This is a genomic window from 'Prunus avium' virescence phytoplasma (genome assembly GCF_050916135.1).
In the GTDB taxonomy this organism is placed as follows: domain Bacteria; phylum Bacillota_I; class Bacilli_A; order Acholeplasmatales; family Acholeplasmataceae; genus Phytoplasma; species Phytoplasma ziziphi.
Genome location: NZ_CP069156.1, coordinates 299,414 through 320,966, shown reverse-complemented (window position 1 = coordinate 320,966; position 21,553 = coordinate 299,414). Strand labels below are relative to the sequence as shown.

Below are 21,553 nucleotides of genomic sequence, written 5' to 3'. Positions count from 1 at the left end.
AAGGAACTTAAAATTGAACATAGGGCAACAAATTAGAAATTTAAGATTAGAAAAAAAAATAACTCAAAAAGATTTAGCTAAGAAAATAAACGTAACTAGCGGATATATTTCTCAAATAGAAAATAATTTAATTTCTCCTTCTTTAAAAATTTTATTTTCTTTATTAAAAATTTTTAAAAAATCAGCTTCAGAATTTTTTCAAGAAGAACAAAATATAGAATCAATTCATAAAAGAGAAGATTTCTTAATTGTCAAAGAACCTAATCTTAAAAATACTATTTATTATCTTTTCCCTTATCTAACAAGATATCGAATAGAACCAATAATTATAGAAATCGAACCCAAAGGACAAACTAAAATTAATACTCCGAAAAATGAAGATGTTTTTGGTTTTGTACTGGAAGGAGAAGTTGTTTTAGTTTTAGATAAATTAAGGTATTTTTTAAATAAAGGAGATACTTTTTACTTATCAACAGATAAGAAATATTATTTATTAAATCAAAATGAAGAAAAAACCAAAATATTAAAAATCATTTCGTCTTCGAAATAAATATAAAGGATATAATTAAAATGAGAAAAATCGTTATAGCTGGTAATTGGAAAATGAATAAATGCAAAGATTCAGCTTTGAATTTCATTTATCAAATCAATAATAAAATGCCTGATAGAAAAAAAATAGAAACTATTATTTTTCCGCAAATAACTTTATTAGATGTTTTAACTCAAATAGAAGGAAAAAATTTGAGAATAGGCGCTCAAAATGTTTTTTACAAAAATGAAGGCGCTTATACAGGAGAAATTTCTCCTAAAAATATACATTCTTTAGGTGTTAAATATGCTTTAATCGGACATTGCGAAAGAAGAACACTTTTTGGTGAAACAGACCAAACAGTTAATTTAAAACTTCTAGCTCTTTTAAACATAAATATTTATCCTATTGTTTGTATAGGAGAAGATATTACAACTAAAAACGAAAACAAAACTAAAATATTCTTAGAAAAACAATTAGAAAATATTTTCCAAAACGTTTCACAGGATTCTATAGAAAAAATTATATTAGCTTATGAACCTTTTTGGGCGATCGGAACAGGAAAAAGTCTTCAACCTGAAGATGCCAACGAAATTATAAAAAATATCCGTCAAAAAGTAGCTTCTTTATTTTCTGAAGAATTAGCTCAAAAAATAAGAATTATTTATGGCGGTTCTACTAATGAATCTAATATAGAAATTATTTTAAAACAAAAAGAAATTGATGGTGTTTTAATAGGAAATAGTTCTTTACAAGTATCAAGTTTCTTATCTTTCGCTGAAACGGGACTTAAAATATATAATGAAAAATATTCTGACAATTTAGAATAATTTTTATATAAAAAAAAAAAAAAAGAAAGTTTTTTAAAATAAAAATGGAAAAACAAAAATATTTAAATAATTTAAATGAAAAACAAAAAGAAGCTATCATTTCAGATAAAAAAGCTATTTATCTTCATGCTGGTGCAGGCACAGGAAAAACAACTACTTTAACTAATAAAATAGTTCATTTAATCAATAATTTAAATATAGATGGAAATAATATTTTAGCGATAACTTTTACTAATAACGCAGCTAAAGAAATGCGAAAACGTTTAAAAGAATTTATTCCTTATCATGATTTTTCTTATTTAACAATTTGTACTTTTCATGCTTTTGGGTATTCGTTTTTAAAACAGAATATTAATTATCTTAATTCGAATTTAACTTCTTCTTTTTTTATTATCGACGAAAAAGAAAATAAAAAAATTATCAAAGAAAAAATGGATATTTTAAAATTAGATAAAGATAAATATAAAGTCAAAGATTTAATAAAAAAAATATCTTATATAAAAAACAATAAAATAAAAAAACAAATTTTTGAAGAATTAGAAATACCAAAAAAAATAAATACAAAATTTCATTCTTCTGAAGAACAAAAAGTTTTTGATCTTTACGAAGAATATTTAAAAAACAATAATTTTCTAGATTTTGATGATTTAATCATTTATACTTATCAAATATTAAAAAATAATCCTTCTTTAACTTCTTTTTATCAAAAAAAATTCTCGCATATTTTAATTGATGAATTCCAAGATATTGATTTAATTCAATATCAAATGATTAAAATGATAAGTCAAAATAATTTTATTTTCGCTGTAGGAGATCCGAACCAAAATATATATAGTTTTAGAGGAGCAGATCCTTTATGTAATGATTTATTTATAAAAGATTTTCAGGCCGATGTTTTGTATTTAGATCAAAATTATCGTTCTACTCAAAATATTTTAGATAAAGCTAATTTATTAATTGAATATAATTATGATGAAAAACAAAATCATTTTAAAAACGATCTCAAAAGTAATATGAATCATGGAGAAATTATTTATAAAAATTTCCAAAATGATAAAAAAGAATCCGAATTTATTGCTAAAAAAATCAAAAAATTAATAAAAAGTTCCAAATATAATTATAAAGATATAGCTATTTTATACAGAATAAATCAATTATACAAAGAAATAGAAAACAATTTAATTATTCAACACATTCCTTATATAATTAAAAATTCTATTTCTTTCTATCAAAAAAAAGAAATTAAAGATTTTTTAGCTTATCTCAAAGTCCTTCTTTTTCCTAAAAATGATTTTGATTTTAAAAGAATTATTAATACTCCTCCACGTCAAATAGGAAAAACAACTATAAATAAATTAGAACAAATAGCTAATGAAAAACAAATTTCTTTATTCGAAGCTATGGATTATGTTCCCGAAACAGATACAATAAATTTAAAAATTAATAATTTAAAAAAAACATTTCAAAAACTTTTAAAAATTTTCCACGATGAATCAAAATGCAATTTATCAAATTGTATACATTTAATCAATGAAGAAATTAAATATTCTGAAATTTTAGATCAAAAAGAAAAAGATAAAAATAATTATAATAAAGAAAACGAAAACAAAATCAAAAATAATTTAGATAATTTACAAAAATTTTTCGATTCAGAAAATAAAAAACAAAAAGGTACTTTTGTAGAAAAATTAAATGAATTATTAAATACAATAACTTTGCATAGCGAAAAAGATGATAATGATAAAAGCCAAGTTCTTTTATCCTCGATACATAAAGTTAAAGGTTTAGAATTTAAAATTGTTTTTGTTATAGGTTGGGAAGATAATATTTTTATAGATGATACAGAAAAATATGGCAAAAAAAATGTCCAAGAAGATAGAAGAATTGCTTATGTGGCGATAACAAGAGCAAAAGAATTACTTTTTCTTACAAGCGCAAATTCTAGAAAATTCTTATTTCATAATAAAAAAAATAGATTTGCAAGACCTGTATCTTTTTTAGAAGAAATGAAATTTTCTAAACCAAAAGAAAATATAATAATATCGGAACCTAATAAATATGAACCTATTATCATAAAAAAAGTCGCAAATAAAGTATCTTACAAAGCAGGAGAGAAGGTTATGCACGATATATTTGGGAAAGGTTTTATTATCGCTGTTAACAAAGATATCTTGTCAATAATTTTTCCTAAACCTCATGGGATAAAAAAAATTCTTATTACTCATTCTACTTTAAAAAAAATTTAATATCTCTTTAAATTATTTAAAATTTATACATATTCAATTATGGAAAAAATATCTTAAATAATTTAATTATGTGTTTCAAATATATAAAAAAAATTTTTATAAAAAACAAAAAAATAAAAACAAAAGATAATTTTTAATATATTTTTTATCTTAATTTTTTTGTCAATTTTATTACAAAAAGATTTATAATTTAGATAAACAAAAAAAGATTTTTATAATTTTAAAAATCTTTTTTTGTTTTAAGTTATGTTATATAACGTCGTTTAATTAAAAAGATTTATTACAAAATGATTATGAAAAAAACAAATAAATCTTTATCTTTTTTAAAACAAGAGATAAAATAAAAGGAGTGATATCAATTGATAATTAAATCAAAAAAACAATTTAAAATATTGAATATTATTTTATTTATTTGTTTGTATTTATTATTCTTAATTACTACTAATCATAAAATTATGGCGATGAAAAATAATGATAATATATTAAATGAACTTATTGAATTAAATAAAAAATTAAATGAATCATTAGAAGAACAATCGCAAATTATAGCTAAAGTTGTAAATCCTGAATTTCATGACGAAATAATGACAGAAGCTTTTGATAACAAAGTTCGTTTAAATAGTAATTCTATTGATGAGCTAAGGACGCGTATTCATGTTTTAAGCGAAAGACGTATAATTGACGAAAGAATGAATAATTTTATTAATATACGTAATAATTTAATTATTCAAATAATAACTTCTGAAGGCGATAATTTTGCCGAAAACATCAAAGAACTTATAAAAATAAATAGACAAGTAAGTTGTGTAAACCAAAAAGAAGCTAGATTAAAACATTTTATTGAAACATATAAAATAAATCATTGATTTTATCTTCATATAAATTTTCAGACCTTTCAAAAGGTCTTTTATTATATTTAACCTAAATAAATATGTTAATATAAAAAAATATAACTCATGAGAAGATAAGTAATATATCCTTTTTTAAAAAAAATTTAATTTATCTAAAAAATTAATTATTATTTTATTCAATTATTATATTGAACTTTTCTTTTTATTCTATCTTTAGTAATTATAACTTTTATCGTAAAAATAAATCGGACATTAAATAAATAACTATGAAACAACCTGAATATTAATAAAAAAAGATTAACAAAAGTTAATCTTTTTTTATTTAATTTTTTTATCAGAAAAAACATCATTATAAAGCGGATTCATCGATAATCCCTTTTAATAATTTAGCAGAACTCAACAATTGCTCTTTTTCTTTATTATTTAATGAAATTTCTAAAATTTTTTCTACACCTGATTTTCCGATAACACTAGGAACACCTAGATAAATATCTTTAATACCATATTCACCTTGTAAATAAGATGAAGTATTTAAAACTTTTTTCTCATCTTTAATAATAGCTTCTACGATATGTAAAACGGAAATTGCGATACCATAGTTAGTATAACCTTTTTGACTAATAATTTCGTAAGCTGATTTTTGAACTTTATTAGCAATCATTTCTTTAAAATCATTTATGTTATGTTTTTCGAAAGTTTTTTTAGGCAATAATTTTTCAAAATTTTCTTCAAAAGCAACTCCATGAACATTTAAACATGACCATGTCGCTATTTGACTATCGCCATGTTCTCCAATAATATTACCGTCAATATCACGAGCATCAATATTCATTTCTTGTGATAATAAAAATCTTAAACGAACTGTATCTAAAGTTGTTCCAGATCCTAATACTCGATGAGATGGAAAACCTGATAATTTATAAGCAATATATGTCAAAATATCACAAGGATTTGAAACAACTAATAAAAAAGATTCAGGACTATATAAAGTAATAGGAGTAATGATTTTTTGAAAAAGCGTCAAATTACTTTTAATTAAATCTAATCGATTATTCAAATTTTTTGATGGAATAGAAGCAGTAATAATTACAATATCAGAATCCTTAGTATCTTTGTAATCGCTAGTAGCTGTAATTTGAATAGGATGTAAAGAATTAACACCTTGACTGATATCTGTAGCTTCGCCTTGTGCTTTAGTCGGATTAACATCTAAAATAACAATTTCGGAAACAATTTTATTAAGAGATAAAATTAATCCAATCGCTGATCCGACATTTCCTCCACCAATAATAGTTATTTTGTTTTGTTTCATATAATAAAGCACCTCTTTTATTTTTAATTAATTACTTACTATTATATTATGTTTATAAATTAAAAACAAGTTTTTATAACCAATTTTTATATTTATTAATTATTTCAAAGAAATTATTATATAAATACAAATAGATAAAATGCGTTTATTAATGCTATCTAGTCCTGTTTTATTTACAAATTCGCCTCCGTCCGAACTGTATACAAACAACTTGCATCGTATACAGCTTTCAAGTAAAAAAAGTGGTATTCCTTTAAAATCGGTTTTATTTTAATATAAAAGATATTTTTATAAAATATTTTAAAAAGAATTTTTTTATTATTTTCTTTTTTTATTTTTTTTATACCCTTATTATACTTTTTTTTTTTTTTTGTATTATAATTAAAATTAATAGTAATTTTTCTTTTTCAATAATACTATTAAAATACCCAAATAAAGAAAATAAAGAAAGGCAAAACAAATAAATGAATAGAAAACGAATACACAGAAAGAATTTATTTTTTATTTTGAGTATTGTATTGTTTTTATATTTTACTTTAAATAATATTAGAGGAAATGGCGATAATATAACCATACCACAAGAAATAATTGAACAGCAAGAATTTTTTTATTACCTAAATATACAATATAATATAAACAAAACTCAAGAAAATAATAGATTAATCAGAACATATTTTATAGATCAAATGAAAACAAAAAAACAAAGAGAATTTATATATGAAAAAATAATGATGAAATAAAATGTAGTTCTAGATTTTATAATACGGATCAAGATCAAGAAAATACAATTAAATGGGATGCGTTCAACACTTACGATCAAACATATAATGATAAAGGAAAAATATTAACATCAAGAGCTTATACTTCTGAAAATACAATTAAATGGGATAGTTTCAACACTTATGATATAACATATGATGATGAAGGAAATATATTAACATCAAGAGATTATACTTCTGAAAATACAATTAAATGGGATGCGTTCAACACTTATAATCGAACATATAATGATAAAGGAAATATATTAACATCAAGAGCTTATACTTCTGAAGGTACAATTAAATGGGATCATTTCAACACTTATAATCGAACATATAATGATAAAGGAAATATATTAACATCAAGAGCTTATACTTCTGAAGGTACAATTAAATGGGATCATTTCAACACTTATAATCGAACATATAATGATAAAGGAAATATATTAACATCAAGAGCTTATACTTCTGAAGGTACAATTAAATGGGATAGTTTCGACACTTATGATAAAACATATGACAATGAAGGAAATATATTAACATCAAGAGCTTATACTTCTGAAGGTACAATTAAATGGGATCATTTCAACACTTATAATCGAACATATGACAATCAAGGAAGGATATTAACATCAAGAGCTTATACTTCTGAAGGTACAATTAAATGGGATAGTTTCATCACTTATGATATAACATATGATGATGAAAGCAAAATATTAACATCAAGAGCTTATACTTCTGAAGGTACAATTAAATGGGATAGTTTCAACACTTATGATCGAACATATAATGATAAAGGAAATATATTAACATCAAGAGCTTATACTTCTGAAGGTACAATTAAATGGGATAGTTTCAACACTTATGATCGAACATATGACAATCAAGGAAGGATATTAACATCAAGAGCTTATACTTCTGAAGGTACAATTAAATGGGATAGTTTCATCACTTATGATCGAACATATGACAATCAAGGAAATATATTAACATCAAGAGCTTATACTTCTGAAGGTACAATTAAATGGGATAGTTTCGACACTTATGATAAAACATATGACAATGAAGGAAGGATATTAACAAAAACAGTTTATTTTTCTGAAAATTGGAAAATAATTTGGAATAAAAATAGTGATATTATAAAAATAATGATTACATCCCAAATATCAGATGAAATTGAACCTAATTATACAAATTCAAAAGATAGAATTAATCAAATATATGAATCAACAAAAAAATTATTTGTAACATATTTTACTGATTTAACTAAAAAAACAAAAGAAAGAGAATTAATATATGAATTTGATAACGGTCAAATTAAATGTATTTCAAGACAATATCATTCGGATGGTCATAACATCGATTACAAACATCGTTTTACTTTTGATATTGTATACGATCACAAAATAAGAAAAATATCATCCAGATTTTATAATAAAGAAGGTATTATTGATGTAGATCATACAGGTACTTTCGATGCAATTTACGATGAACAAGGAAAACAAACCAAAAATAGAATTCAAAAAGAACTTAAAAATGTTTTCAATGAAAACATCAAAATAGCTATTAAATCAGAAGATGTATCTAATGTAAATAAAATAAAAAAAGCTATTCAAAAAGCTTTAAATAATCCTAGTTTTGATTTAAACGGATTAACAGTTAAATTAGAAGGCACAGATAAAATTAAAATAATTGCTTCAAAGAATAATATTCTATTGAAAGGAGAAGCAACTGTTCAACGTATAGAACCTCTTCCTTTTTTAAATAATGTTAAAGGTTACGATGAGGTTAAAAGTGAACTCAAACATATTGCTGATTTTGTTGATAATTACGAAAAATATCAAAAAATAGGAGCTTCTGTGCCAAAAGGTTTTATTTTACATGGTCCTCCTGGAACAGGAAAAACTTATTTTGTTAAACAATTAACCCAAGAATTAGGTATTCCTTTTTTTTATGGATCAGGTCCAGAATATATATCTGCTGCGTTAGGTTCAAGTGCTGCAAACATAAGACAACTTTTTGCAAAAGCTCGGAATTGTAAAACAGCATGTATTATTTTTATTGATGAAATTGATTCTTTAGCTGGAAAAAGAGGTTCTTTAAAGGAAGATACAGGAGGGGGAAAAGCTGAAACCCAATCTGCTGTAAACCAATTTTTAACAGAATTAGATGGTTTTACAGAATCTCCGAATCCTATTATAGTCGTTGGAGCTACCAATAGATTAGAATCATTAGATGAAGCGATAACCCGTTCTGGAAGATTAGAAAAAAAAATTTTAATTGATTTACCAAATAAAAAAGATAGTGAATTAATTTTAGAAATGTATCTCAAAAATGTTAAATTAACCCCTAGTTTAAAAACAAATGATCAAATTAACACTGATTTTTTAACAAATTTTGCTCAAAAATGTTATGAAAGTAAATTAAGTGGAAGCGATTATAAACGTTTAGTTAATGACGCAGCTTTAGAAGCGGTTAAAAAAGACAAAGAGAATGTAGAAATAAAAGATTTAGAAACAGTTTTAGAAAAAATACAACAAGAAAGAGCTATGAAAATTCCTAAACCTAAAGATCTTTCGAATAAATCTTTTTCCTTTGCTCAGAATTTCTTATTATATAGCGGTATCATTTTGTTAACCATGGGGTTAATAGGTTTAATTTATTGTCGTTATCTTCGATATCTTCGTAAACAAAAAAATAAAATATTATTAGGTGATAGTAAATGAAAAAAATATTAAAATCATTAATTAAACCTAAAATTATTTTTATTTTAGGTTTATTGTTCATATTATTAACAGCTTTATTTTATGAATTGAATGAACAATGGTCCGAAGGAAAAAATAAACTTAGACATCAGGAATTATTTGATAAAATTAATAATGATACAAATTTAGAATCTATCCAAATTATTCATTTACAAGGAAGTATTTTACGATCTGATCCTTATATCAAAATTATTATAACTGATAAAGAAAAAAATACTTGGTACTCTCAAATGGATGGAGTTGTTTATCATAATTTTATTATGACTTTTGATAAAAAAAATAATAATGCTAAATTATTTGAGTATCCTTCTAATTATGAATTATTTAAATTAAAACCTATTACTTCTGTTTTGAACCCATTACTTCATATTATCTCTCATATTTCTTCTGTTATTTTTATGTGTCATATTATTATAAATATGAAACGAGACAAAAAACAACCTTATTCTTTAACTTCTTCGAAAAAAATTGTTACTTTCGAAGATGTAGCGGGTAATGAAGAAGAAAAAGAAGAGATGAAGGAATTAATTGATTTCTTAAAAAGACCTCAAAAATATGTTGCTGTAGGAGCTAAAATACCTAAAGGTATTTTATTAGAAGGCCCTCCTGGAACAGGTAAAACTTTATTAGCGAAAGCTTTAGCTGGAGAAGCAGGAGTTCCTTTTTATGCGGTTTCAGGTTCTGAATTTGTTGAAAAATATGTCGGTGTCGGTGCTTCTCGTGTCAGAGAATTATTTAAAGAAGCTAAAGATCATTCTCCTTGCATTCTTTTTATTGATGAAATAGATGTTTTAGGTAGTAAAAGAGGTGGTTTTTCAGGAGGATCTCAAGAAACAGATCAAACTCTTAACCAACTTTTAACTGAAATGGATGGTTTTACTAAATCAAAAGGAATTATTGTTGTTGGAGCTACTAATAGAGCGGATATGTTAGATTCAGCTTTATTAAGAACAGGAAGATTCGATCGTAAAGTTTTAGTTGGTTTGCCTGATGTTAAAGCTAGAGAAGCTATTTTAAAAGTTCATGTTCGTAATAAAAATATTTCTCCTGATATTAATTTTAATCAATTAGCGAAACAAACTCCAGGTATGAGTGGCGCTCAATTAGAAGCAGTTTTAAATGAAGCTTCTATTTTAACAGTAAGAAATCAAAAAGAAATGATTACTATGGAAGATTTAGAAGAAGCGATTGATCGCGTTTTAATGGGTCCAGCCAAAAAATCAATTAAATATACAGAAGAAGAAAGAAAAATGGTGGCTTACCATGAAGCTGGACACGCCGTTATTGGTTTAAAATTAGAACACGCTCAAAAAGTTCAAAAGATTACTATTATCCCAAGAGGTTCAGCTGGTGGTTATAATTTAATGTTACCTGAAAAAGAAACTTTCTTTTCTTCTAAAAAAAGAATGTTAGCGAATATTATTTCTTATTTAGGCGGTAGAGTAGCTGAAGAATTAGTTTTTGACGATGTTTCTAATGGAGCTTGTGAGGATTTTAAACAAGCTACTAAAATAGCTAGTTTAATGGTGACTAAATATGGAATGAGTGATTTAGGTGTTTCTCAAGATTCTGATTTTTCTGATAAAAAAGCGATTGATACAGAAATTAAAAAAATAATAGATCAATGTTATCAAGAATGTCAAAAAATTATGAAAAAAAATAAAGATTTACTTGATAAAATAGCTTTAAAATTATTAGAACAAGAAACCATTACTAAAGAAGAGATAGATTTATTAGTTTAATGTATAATAAAAAAAGACTTTTTTAAAGTCTTTTTTTATTATATGGATAATATTTTTAAATTTTTAATTAAATTTATGTAGTAATTTTTTTGAAAATTTTATTATTCATTCAAATATAATTTAAATTTTTTAGTTTTTTGATCAAATGTAAAAAAATAAAAAGTTCTTTTAAAAGATATAAATTTAAATTCAATTAATTTTTTTAACAATCTACAGTTTTTAAACGTAATTTTATATATACAATTTGTTTTTAAAACAAAAAAATAATTTAATGTTTAATTTAAATAAAAAAACCTTAACTTTTGAATTTAGTATTTTTTTATAAAACAAACGTTTAATAAAAAAAACGTTTAATAAATACAAAAAATATATTTGATCAAGATTAAAATTATTTTCAGTTTCTTTATATAATCTAATTTTAAAAACTGAAAATATATTTAAAATTTTAATCGGTCTTCGAAAATAAAGTCTTTTATGTTCGCGTTTGTTAATTTGTTTTTAATTTTAGGCCTTTTTTGTTTCCGAGTTTTGATATAAAAAAAATCAAACTCAATTTTTAGTTTTTGAGTTTGATTTTAGGGGGTAATTTTGATTATTTCGTTTATTTTGGGCTTTGGCGATTTATAAAAAAAGGTTAAAATATATAAAATTTATCTAGTTTTTATCTCAAACATAAATAAAAAGCGGTTTTTTGTTAAAAAAACGCTTTTTAACATAAAAAATCTTTAAAAAGGTTAAAATATATAAAATTTATCTAGTTTTTATCTCAAACATAAATAAAAAGCGGTTTTTTGTTAAAAAAACGCTTTTTAACATAAAAAATCTTTATAAATTGTTAAAAATTAAAGGTTTAACATAAAATATGTTTATAAAATAACAAGAAAATAAATATTTAATATAAAAAAAGTCCTAAATTATTAAAACTTAAAGGTTTAGTATAAAATACGTTTATAAAATAACAAAAAAATAAGAATTTAATACAAAAAAAGTTTATAAATTGTTTAAAAACAAAGATTAAACCTATTTTTATGTTTAAAAAAAGATAAACAACGTGTAGGAAAATAAAAAAATATTAAGAAAAAAAATGAATTATGTAAAAAAATATATTCGAAACATAAAATTTTATATAAAAAAAGTTAAAAATATATAAAAATTTATATAAAAAAAGTTAATTTTTTTAACAAAACATATACAAAACATAAAAATATATAGAAAATATATAGAAAATATAAAAAAAGCAAAAATATATAAAAAAAACATAAAAAAATGTAAATTTTGATAAAAAAGTGTAAAAAAACATAAATTTTGACAAAAAAAGTTAAAAAAAGCGGTTTTTTATAAAAAAATGGGACAAAACCAGTACAAATCCAGGGTAAATATGAAAAAATAAGATTTTATATATAAAAAAAGTAAAAATGCGTAGGAAAATAAAAAAACGCGTTAAAAATAAATTAAATAAACAAGAGATAAGGAAAATATGGAAAGCGCAAGATCGAATGAAATAGAAATGTTTTATTATAACAGGTAAGTCCGAGAAATAGAATATAGAAAACATAACAGCATTGTTTAACTGCGAAGACGAGGAAATAAGTAAAATACATAAACATACACGTATGTTAATTGTAAAAAATACGGAGTGGAATCAAAAGAAAGCGACCTCCCTTTTAGATTTATAAACGCATAATAAAAAAACGCAAATTATAAAATAACAATCAATAAAGAACGAACCCAATCGTGGGAGGACGTAATAATGAAATCACAACATGAATACGAAAAAGAAATAGGCAAAAAAAGACACAAGAACAATAAGTGAATTTTTTCAAGAGATGTTAATTTATGACAAAATAATATTTATTATTGAAAATGAATATTTTGTTGATTCGAAAACACTTATTAGAATATTAACAAAAGGTAACTACTTTGATAATTTAGAACTTTTTCAAAATTAAAAATTTTTTTATTTTATATTTGATATTTTATTTTTTTGTGTTAGCATTAAAACATAAAATAAATAATTTGGTTTTCCAAAATTAATTGTTTTAAAAAGTATTAATTTAATAAAGCAGTGAAAAGCATTACCTAAATTTTTATACAACTCGAAACCAAAATACACATAAAGAACTTTTGGAATTAGATAATCTTAATAATGCTTTAAAATAAAATAATAAAACATTAAATAAAGAATCAAAATTGAATAAAAAAGAGATTAAAGATTTTTTTGGGATCCAAGACTCAAAAGAATTTCAAAAAGAAGTACTATTAACTAATATGACAATGAACAAAAACATTGAAATTCATAAAAACCTAAAAAAAGAAATAAAAAAGATATCAAAATGGAAATTGATTTAAAACAAAATACTTTCCGATGATTCAAACATCGTGTTAATTTTGTTAATGTTAATATTTAATTAACCATTAAAAGAAAAGAAATAAAACAAAGGAATTAAAAAATAATGACAATTACACAAGTAGCCATTTTTAAAAAACTAAACGGGAAAATCCATTGTGATATTGTTTTTGATAGTCTTTTAATATTAAGAGGCCTTCATTTTAAAGCTGACACACCAGAACCTTATTTTGTATGTCCTTTTATCGACAAATTTAATAAATTAAATGATAACTATACACGCCGTTTTTATTTTAATCCTTTAAATAATGGATTTAGAAAATATATAACTGATACCATCAATAAATGTTATCAAGAAATGCTAAAAGAAAATCTTACACGAAAAATATTTAATTTGCAAAAAGGATTAATAATTTAAAGATATAAAGGGTTTTAATTCTAGAAAATTTAAATAATTTTAAATTTTATAATTTTAAATTTCATAAAAAAAGCAGTTCGTTATGAAGCTAAAGTTTCTAATAAATCGCACTGTCATAGGTAATTTCAACATTTTTTATTTGTAAGAGTTTAACTTTTGAAGTTAAACTCTATTTTTTACCTAAATTAATGAGTTGTTTATATATGGAACTAAATATAAAAAAGTTGTTTAAAATGATATTTATATTTTAAAAGAAAAAAATTTATTAGAAAAATATTTAGAAATTAAATAAAATACACTTATGGATTTTCAAAAAAGAACTTTTGATTTCATACTTGTTATTTTTTAAAAGATTTTAAGGATTTTTTAGAATTAAAAGTTTTTGAATCAAAAGATTTATTTCCTGAAAAGTGAATTCATGAATAAAATAAATTTATTAAGTGATTTTTTATTTATAAAATGTAAAAGATTTATTTTTATTATTGTTTCTTTTTTTATTACTAAATTAATGATAATAATTTTTTATATTAATATTCATTAATTAAATGAGAAAATATTTATTTCTTTATATGGTCATGAATTTTATTAGATTTTTTAATTTCATAAAAAAAGAAAATTTATTTTTTAAAATAATATAAAAATCTTGTTCATTTAATTTTTTGAAGTTTGTTTAGATTAGGAAAACTAATTATCATAGTTAGTTTTCTTTTTTTATTTTGATGCGGTAACTAAATAGTTGTTTTTTTTTTTTTTTAATATATATTAAGTTATATAATTAATTTAATTTTTTGAGTTAATTTTTGACTTAAAATATTTCTTTTTAGAAAAATTATTAAATTATTTGAAAATATTATTATTTAATATTTAATATTTGAATTTTAAAAAGAAAGAGGAAGTGAAAAAAATTGAAAAAATCAAAAAAAAGATCAAATTCTTTTTCTAAGTTGCAAAAAGGAATTTTATTTGTTTTAGTTTTAGTAGCTGCTTCTTTGATTGGTTTTACTGTGGCAGTAATAAATGATAAGAATCCTTTTCAGTTCTTGTCTTGGAAAAAGTTTGGTGTAAAAGGAAGAAATTCTAAATTAAAACTTTCGGTGACTATGGATGAATATATCGATGGTAATGATTTGACAGAATCACACGATTTACATAAATCTGTTTTAATAGCTAAAAATAGTAATGATATACCTAATCCAACAAAACCAGAGGAAAGCTATATATCTCAATTTTTACATGAATTATTTGTCAAAGATAAATATGAAAATGGCAAAATTATTGATGTTAATAGTAGTTTTCATGAAGACATCAAAAAACAAGCTAATGTCGAGGTCGGAGTAAAGTTTTTTTTAGTTCCGAAGGAATTGCAAGATAAAGATCCAAAAAAATTTGATGAAGCAGACAGGGCAAAACTTTTAGATTTCAGTGAATTTACATATGAAGTAGCAAATGATCAAGGAACATTTTCAGGAAAACCAGAAGATCAGAAAAAATATTTCGGTTCTTATGTTGTTTTTGATAATGAAGTAAAGAATGGATCGAGTTTTAAATATCAATATAATTGGTTAGAAGAAGACAAAGTCTCAGAAGACAAAGTCAAAGTTAATGCATTATATAGTAATTCATCAAGACAATATTATCTACCAAAAGATAATGTTTTTACATCAGAAAAATTAAAAAACTCTACTTCTTTACAAAATGAATTGAGTGAGAATGCGAATAATTTTTATTCAGCATATTCTTCAAGTTCAGTGGAAATGGTAGCTCCCCAGCAGAAAATAATAGGAAAACACAAAATTCCTACCCCTGATAATATATTTGAAAATATTTCAAGTGATACAAAAAAATTTTATATTTATAAACCATATGACAAAAATAATTCAAACGTATGTTATCCAAAATTAATCCGTCCAAAGGGTACAAATTCAAATGATTATATCAAAACAAAAGCTCTTATTTTAATTAATTTTTGGAATGAAATGGCTTTAGATGAATCTTTTTTTGGATCAGAACAAGCTGGAGTAAATAAGGATGATTTTATGGATAATGATCATGATTTGACTTTATTTGTACAAGTTAATTATAATTTAGTTGATGACACGGGCGAACTTCACTCTTTTACTACGGAAACTAAGGGTCCTAAGTTGCCTAATATGAATCTTGATAGACCTACTAAGGCTAGTGAAGGTAAATCCGCTCCAAAAAGAAGTATTAATGTTAAACGTGATAGATCAATCAAAAACACAATAACAAGACCATAATATTTAATTAATTTCGAATAATAAATTATCAACAAAATATTTATAACATATAAAAAAAGGAGGTTTTTTTGAAATGTTTTTTAAAAGAAAATTTCGAAACCTCTTTTTTTTCATTTTTATAATTATTCTTTTTTGTTTTACCCCTTTATATTTTGTTCAAGCTATAACTATTAAAATACCTCGTAAAAAAATCCCCTCTTTTACAATAAATCCTGAATCAACTAATAAATTGCTTCCATCAGTTGAATTAAGTTTTGAATTATATCGTAGAGAAGAAATAGAAGAGGGAAAAAATTATTATTATAAATTGATTTTTAAGGATGACAAATTAAAGAAAAAATTAAAAAACGAAAACAAAGAATTAAAAGATTTATCATTTTTTTATCATTTAGATGTAAGTATTTTAAATGAAAGTTCAGATAATAAAAATTTAACTGATTTATTCGATATTAAATGTTATCAAAGAGATAAAAACAAACCAAATGCCCCTTTTGTTGAATTCAAAATTATCACAAAATCTTATAAAAACGATATGTATGATTTGCAATCGAAACCAGAACAAAAAAGAAAATTTTCTTTAATAGATTTAAAAGAATGGGAATATGATATCAAAATAGAAGTTAAAACTAATTCTAACCATTACAAAAAATATAAAGAATTGCAAGATAAAAAAATTAAAATTAAATGTGAATTAGATATTACTGACAAAGATAATTATCCTATTTATTTATTTAATCTTAAAGATGATTTACTTAAAAAAGATGACTTAATTTCTCGTTTTGATAAGTTTCAAAATGAAAAGACATCTTTTCAAAAAATGTCTAAAACAAATGATGTTTTTTATATTTTCGGGTTAGGCCCAGATTTAAATCAAAATATAATCTATTCAATAGATTATATTTTGAATAAAGACATCGCATCTAAAGATATTTATAAAGAAGATAATCCTATTTTTCTAGTCTTTAAACAAAATGATAAATTTTTTATTTGGGACTTTATTTCTAATAAAAAAGTTGAATATGAAAACAAAACATATCAAGAATTAATGGATTGTCATAAGAAAAACAAAAGTGAAAAAAAGTTCGAATCAAATTTAAAATCTTTAAGGCTAAAAGCTTATAAAAAAGCTATAGAATTTCAAAAATTTTTAGAATCAAAAAAAGAATCATATTCGAGTTCGTGGTTTACTAAATCTAGTACAAAAACAGATAACGATAACAAATTAACAAGTGTAAAAGCGAATATTCTGGAAATGGAAAGAGAAGATAAAACTTTAGAACTAGAACAGCAACGAATAATAAATAATACATCTGAAACAAAAAAAATAGAAGTAGAATATGAATTATATTATAAAAATTATATAGATTTTAAAAAAAACAAAGAATATAATATTAAAAAAGAATTTGATAATAATAATGTTTCTGCGATAAAGCTTTACTTTCTTAAAAAAATTTATGACAATACTATTTCTGATACTTATTCTTCTTTACATTTAACAAAAAAATGGGATATAGATGAAATTGAATACGAAGAGTTAGAAGAAAATGAATCATTCGGAAAATTAATTAAAAAAACACTTAAACGTTTTGAAAGGGAATTTTTGCAACAATCAGAAGAAGAACAAAAAAAAGCGAAAAAATTCCTTGATGATAATATTCCACTAAGTAAAGGTCCAGAAATATCTGATGAAGTATATTTAGAATTAGAAGAGGAAAATAAGCGTGAAGTTGACAAAGACTATTCTAAAAACCGAGGAAAACATAAAAATTTGAAATCTATTGGAAATACAGATATAAAAACTTTGAAAGATATGTTAAGAACTGAAAGAAATAATAAAAAAAAAATTAAAGTCACAAAAATTGCTATGAGACCTGTTTCTAATTCCGACTTTTCTTTAAAAGGAGGTATTAGAGAATACGAACCTAAAGTTGTATAATTATTATTTTTAATTTAAAAAAAGAAGAAGGTTTTTTTTTGAAAAAAGAAATTGAAAAAAATCAAAAAAATACAATAAAAACTAAAAAAAAACAACAACTGATAAAAAAAAATAAAGATCATCCAATTGTTGTTAAGTTTAATATGCCCGAAATACCAACAAACGGAAATAATAGTGTATTTTTGTGGAATTTTATCAATTTAATTCTTTCTATCGGAGTTATATTAAGTTGTCTTTTTGCTTTTTTGCAATCCAAAAGTAAAATGGAAGAGATTGAAAAAAAAATCAAAAAATCTCCAGAACGTAATTCAGAAATTGATAATTTAAGAAAAGATATCAATAATTTAAGAAATAAACCTTTTGGAGATGAAGAATATAAAGAACTACTCGAGTATCTTTTAGAGGATTTGAAACAAGAGTTTAAAAAAGAATCGAATCAAGAACCAAATAAAAATCAAGAACCAAATAAAATATTACAAGATGGTCAAAAAGAAAATAAAGAAAAAGATAAAGACAAAACAGAAGATGATAAAAAAGAAAATAAATGTAATTATTCAGATTTAAAGGATGATCATTTTTCGGTCCAACCACCAGAAAACGGTTTATCTTTTAAACAATTAGTTGGTTTAGATGATGCTAAAAGCGCATCAAGTAGTTTTGTTACATATGTCAAAAATCGTGATTTATTTGAAAATAAAGGAAAAATAAAATCCTCTACCGGGTTGTTAATGTATGGTGTCGGAGGAACAGGTAAAACTGCATTTGCTAAATCATTAGCTCGAGAAACTGATTTACCTTTTATTGAAACTTCTGCTTCTGTTTTCTCACAAACTTATTACGGTGTCGCTCCGAAAATGGTAAAAGATTTATTTAAATTAGCTAGAAAAGCGGCTATGAAAAGCGGAAAAGGAGCGATTATTTTTTTAGATGAGTGTGAAAATCTTTTTTCTGATATCGCTACTTTATCATCAGGATCAGAAATTACCAATGTCGTTAATGAATTTAAAATCCAATTAGAACCATCAGATAATTTACTTAGAGAAGTTTATCCAGGCGGCGAAGAAGAAGCTAATCGTAAGCCAGTTTTTGTTGTTGGAGCGACCAATCACTTAGAAGGTTTCGAGAAAGCGATTCTTTCTCGTTTTAGTATTCAGTTCGAATTAAAACCAGGCCGTTTTGATGAACGTCGTAGACAATTATTCTTTATTTTAAATTCATTACGTGCTCCGATCACTCGAGAAGCAACAGAATATTTATTAGATACTATTAATTTAGCTTTAGATTTGTTACCACCGGAAAATGATGCTAAGGGTAACGTGATATCGACAGAAAAAAATTATAAAAAAGCTTATCGTGTTTTAGAAAAAATGATTAACGATGCCAATCAACAATCAATTACAAGAGTTTTAAATTATTTAAAAAGTCAAGTTGATATTCGAAACAAAGAATCAGAAATCGAACAATTAAAAGAACAAAAAAATCAAGACAAAGTAAAAATTGATAAAGCAAAAGCAGAGTTAAATGAATTAAAAACTGAAGTTAAAAAAGAATATGAAAAAAATTATTACAAAGATGTAAAAGAATCGAACATAAAAAAACAAAATTACGAACAATTTGTAACAAATAATAAACAAAAACAGAAAACTCCGCCAGAAATTTTACAAAATTGTCATGGAAGTAAATCTATGGATATAGACGATTTGAAAACATCTTATAAATCAATGATTGATAACGAAGAAATGGATGAAAAAGGAGTACCACTTACTTTAAATCTTGCAGAAGAACTTCAAAAAATAATTAAAAATTTTCGATTAAACGAAGAATACGTTATTGATTCCCAAAATAATCAAATTCGATTAAAACAAGAAGGATTGGATAAAATATTGATGTATCGAAACAACGAAAATTTTCTTTTAATTCAAACATTAGAAAAATTGGAAAAAAGTTTAGAACAAGCTCAAGAAAATTATAACATAAATGATTCTGACAAAAATGGAGACATTTTACAAAAAGCAAGAATGAATCTTCGAAATTACTTTGATAGTATTCGAACTTGTGCTTCAAACGCTTTAATAATTTGTCGAGAAAAACAAGAAATTGAACGTTTTATGAAAGAAAAATTTAAAGATTATTTTATTAGAAAAGGTTCAAATACTCAAGCTACAGAATTAACTCAAGAAGGAATAACAGCGATTAATAAATTTTTCAAAATAGAAAATATTTCAGACCCTAAACACATGGTTCTTTTACAAAAAATTATTAATTCTGCTAAAAAATAAAATAAAATATTAAATTTCATTGCTTTTTGGTATTTTGAATAAAAAAAAGACCTTAATAAAAAGGTCTTTTTTTATGAAAATATTGATCATTTAATATTAAATTTATTTTATTGATTTTTTATTGGATAGTATTACACTTTAATAACTTAATGTTGATAAATCTTTATTATTTAATAAATAATATTTTAAAATATTTTTATTAAAAAACAAAACAGTGAATCAAATCAATTATTGTCGAAGATGACTTCCAAAATATAGATTATATCATTGAATATAAATTCATCTAACGAAGTATTTGTTAAAACGATTTATTTCAATCTCGTTGATTCAATAAAAGAAAATTAACTTTAATAAGTTTTTTCTTTTAAATCGAACTTATTTAAAAAACGAGTTAACTAACGTTAGACAACAAGTATCTGATAATGCTAAATCACAAACTGAAATCCAAAATTTAAACGCAAAAATCGCTGATTTAGAAACTAAAATCAAAGAAAACGTCATCAACACAAACGTTAATTTAGAAAACAATCAATTAAAAGATGACAAAGTTAAATTAACAAACGAAATTAACGAGTTAAAACAACAAGTCGACAACATCAAAAAAGACATCAATAATCCTCAATTAGTAAACAACATAAATGAATTAACAAGACAAGTAGGCACTTTACAAACACAATTAGAATCGAAACCTACTGAAATCAAAACTGAAGTTATAAAAGAAGTTATCAAAAACGACCCATCATTACTTACCCAAATTGATCAATTACAAAACGAAAACGGTGATTTAAAATCTCAAAATGAACACATCCATACGCAAATGCGAGAATTAAATTCACGCTTTAATAACCAAGATCGTCAAATTGAAACGTTAACAACTCAATTAGCGATCAAACCAAAAGAGATTATTACCACAGTTCAAGATGTCAAAATATTAGATTTTTTTGCTTTTATTTATCATTTTTTAACCTTTATTTAATTTATTTTACATAAAAAAATAAATTTTATTATTTAAAAAACTTAGAAAAAAAACAATATATTCTTCAAAAAGGGTTTAAAATATAAATAATAATAATTTATTAAAACAAATGATTTTTTATTTTTATTTAAATTTTTAAAAAAACTATCTTAAAACTTATTTTATAATAATAATGTATAAATTTTTTATAATAAAAAAACAATTTTTATGAGTATCGAATCCGAAAACATAATTTTTAAAATTCATGTTTTTTTAATAAGATAATTGAAACATAAAATTTGTTTTTTTTTTTTTTTAATTTAAAAT

At 23.1% G+C, this 21,553-nt stretch carries 13 protein-coding genes; 12 read left to right on the top strand and 1 reads right to left on the bottom strand.

All coding sequences use genetic code 11. The features are described from left to right. Window positions 1-13: 13 nt before the first annotated feature. The 4 genes from JNO41_RS01430 to JNO41_RS01415 all read left to right on the top strand — a co-directional run bounded on the left by JNO41_RS01430 (window position 14) and on the right by JNO41_RS01415 (window position 4,471). Window positions 14-550, top strand: a complete 537-nt coding sequence (locus tag JNO41_RS01430; RefSeq protein ID WP_121464121.1) for a helix-turn-helix domain-containing protein — start codon at window positions 14-16, stop codon at window positions 548-550. 11 nt (window positions 551-561) lie between these two features. After that, entirely contained in the window at window positions 562-1,359 is a 798-nt protein-coding gene (gene tpiA / locus JNO41_RS01425) for a triose-phosphate isomerase (protein WP_201736619.1), read from the top strand. A 44-nt stretch (window positions 1,360-1,403) separates the two neighbouring features. Beyond that, window positions 1,404-3,605 carry an ATP-dependent helicase gene (locus JNO41_RS01420; protein WP_121464119.1) on the top strand — a complete coding sequence of 734 codons (2,202 nt, stop codon included), beginning with the start codon at window positions 1,404-1,406 and terminating at the stop codon, window positions 3,603-3,605. 359 nt (window positions 3,606-3,964) lie between these two features. Beyond that, the gene (locus tag JNO41_RS01415; RefSeq protein ID WP_121464118.1) at window positions 3,965-4,471 is read left to right on the top strand and encodes an SVM family protein; all 507 of its coding nucleotides are present in this window, start codon (window positions 3,965-3,967) and stop codon (window positions 4,469-4,471) included. A gap of 334 nt (window positions 4,472-4,805) precedes the next feature. Here JNO41_RS01415 and JNO41_RS01410 read toward each other — a convergent pair whose 3' ends face one another. Beyond that, window positions 4,806-5,768, bottom strand: a complete 963-nt coding sequence (locus tag JNO41_RS01410; protein ID WP_432729630.1) for an L-lactate dehydrogenase — start codon at window positions 5,766-5,768, stop codon at window positions 4,806-4,808. Between the two features lie 464 nt (window positions 5,769-6,232). Here JNO41_RS01410 and JNO41_RS01405 point away from each other — a divergent pair, with 464 nt between their 5' ends. The 8 genes from JNO41_RS01405 (at window position 6,233) to JNO41_RS01370 (ending at window position 21,247) form a co-directional block, all read left to right on the top strand. Next, window positions 6,233-6,508 (top strand): hypothetical protein, encoded by a 276-nt coding sequence (locus tag JNO41_RS01405; RefSeq protein ID WP_432729628.1) that lies wholly within the window; start codon window positions 6,233-6,235, stop codon window positions 6,506-6,508. Window positions 6,509-7,674: 1,166 nt separating this feature from the next. Then, a complete protein-coding gene (locus JNO41_RS01400; protein WP_432729626.1) occupies window positions 7,675-9,252 on the top strand; it encodes an ATP-binding protein in 1,578 nt (525 codons plus the stop codon). After that, a complete protein-coding gene (ftsH, locus tag JNO41_RS01395) occupies window positions 9,249-11,033 on the top strand; it encodes an ATP-dependent zinc metalloprotease FtsH (protein ID WP_201736609.1) in 1,785 nt (594 codons plus the stop codon). The genes JNO41_RS01400 and ftsH overlap by 4 nt, the downstream gene beginning before the upstream one ends. 2,453 nt (window positions 11,034-13,486) lie before the next feature. Continuing rightward, the gene (locus JNO41_RS01390; protein WP_121464115.1) at window positions 13,487-13,798 is read left to right on the top strand and encodes a hypothetical protein; all 312 of its coding nucleotides are present in this window, start codon (window positions 13,487-13,489) and stop codon (window positions 13,796-13,798) included. Between the two features lie 905 nt (window positions 13,799-14,703). Further along, window positions 14,704-16,056: a hypothetical protein gene (locus tag JNO41_RS01385; protein ID WP_121464114.1), complete on the top strand. Its 1,353-nt coding sequence runs from the start codon at window positions 14,704-14,706 to the stop codon at window positions 16,054-16,056. A gap of 73 nt (window positions 16,057-16,129) precedes the next feature. After that, a complete protein-coding gene (locus tag JNO41_RS01380; protein ID WP_121464113.1) occupies window positions 16,130-17,992 on the top strand; it encodes a hypothetical protein in 1,863 nt (620 codons plus the stop codon). A gap of 38 nt (window positions 17,993-18,030) precedes the next feature. Beyond that, window positions 18,031-20,271 carry an AAA family ATPase gene (locus JNO41_RS01375; RefSeq protein WP_432729623.1) on the top strand — a complete coding sequence of 747 codons (2,241 nt, stop codon included), beginning with the start codon at window positions 18,031-18,033 and terminating at the stop codon, window positions 20,269-20,271. An 817-nt stretch (window positions 20,272-21,088) separates the two neighbouring features. Then, window positions 21,089-21,247 carry a hypothetical protein gene (locus JNO41_RS01370; protein WP_161554988.1) on the top strand — a complete coding sequence of 53 codons (159 nt, stop codon included), beginning with the start codon at window positions 21,089-21,091 and terminating at the stop codon, window positions 21,245-21,247. The last annotated feature ends 306 nt before the right edge of the window (window positions 21,248-21,553 follow it).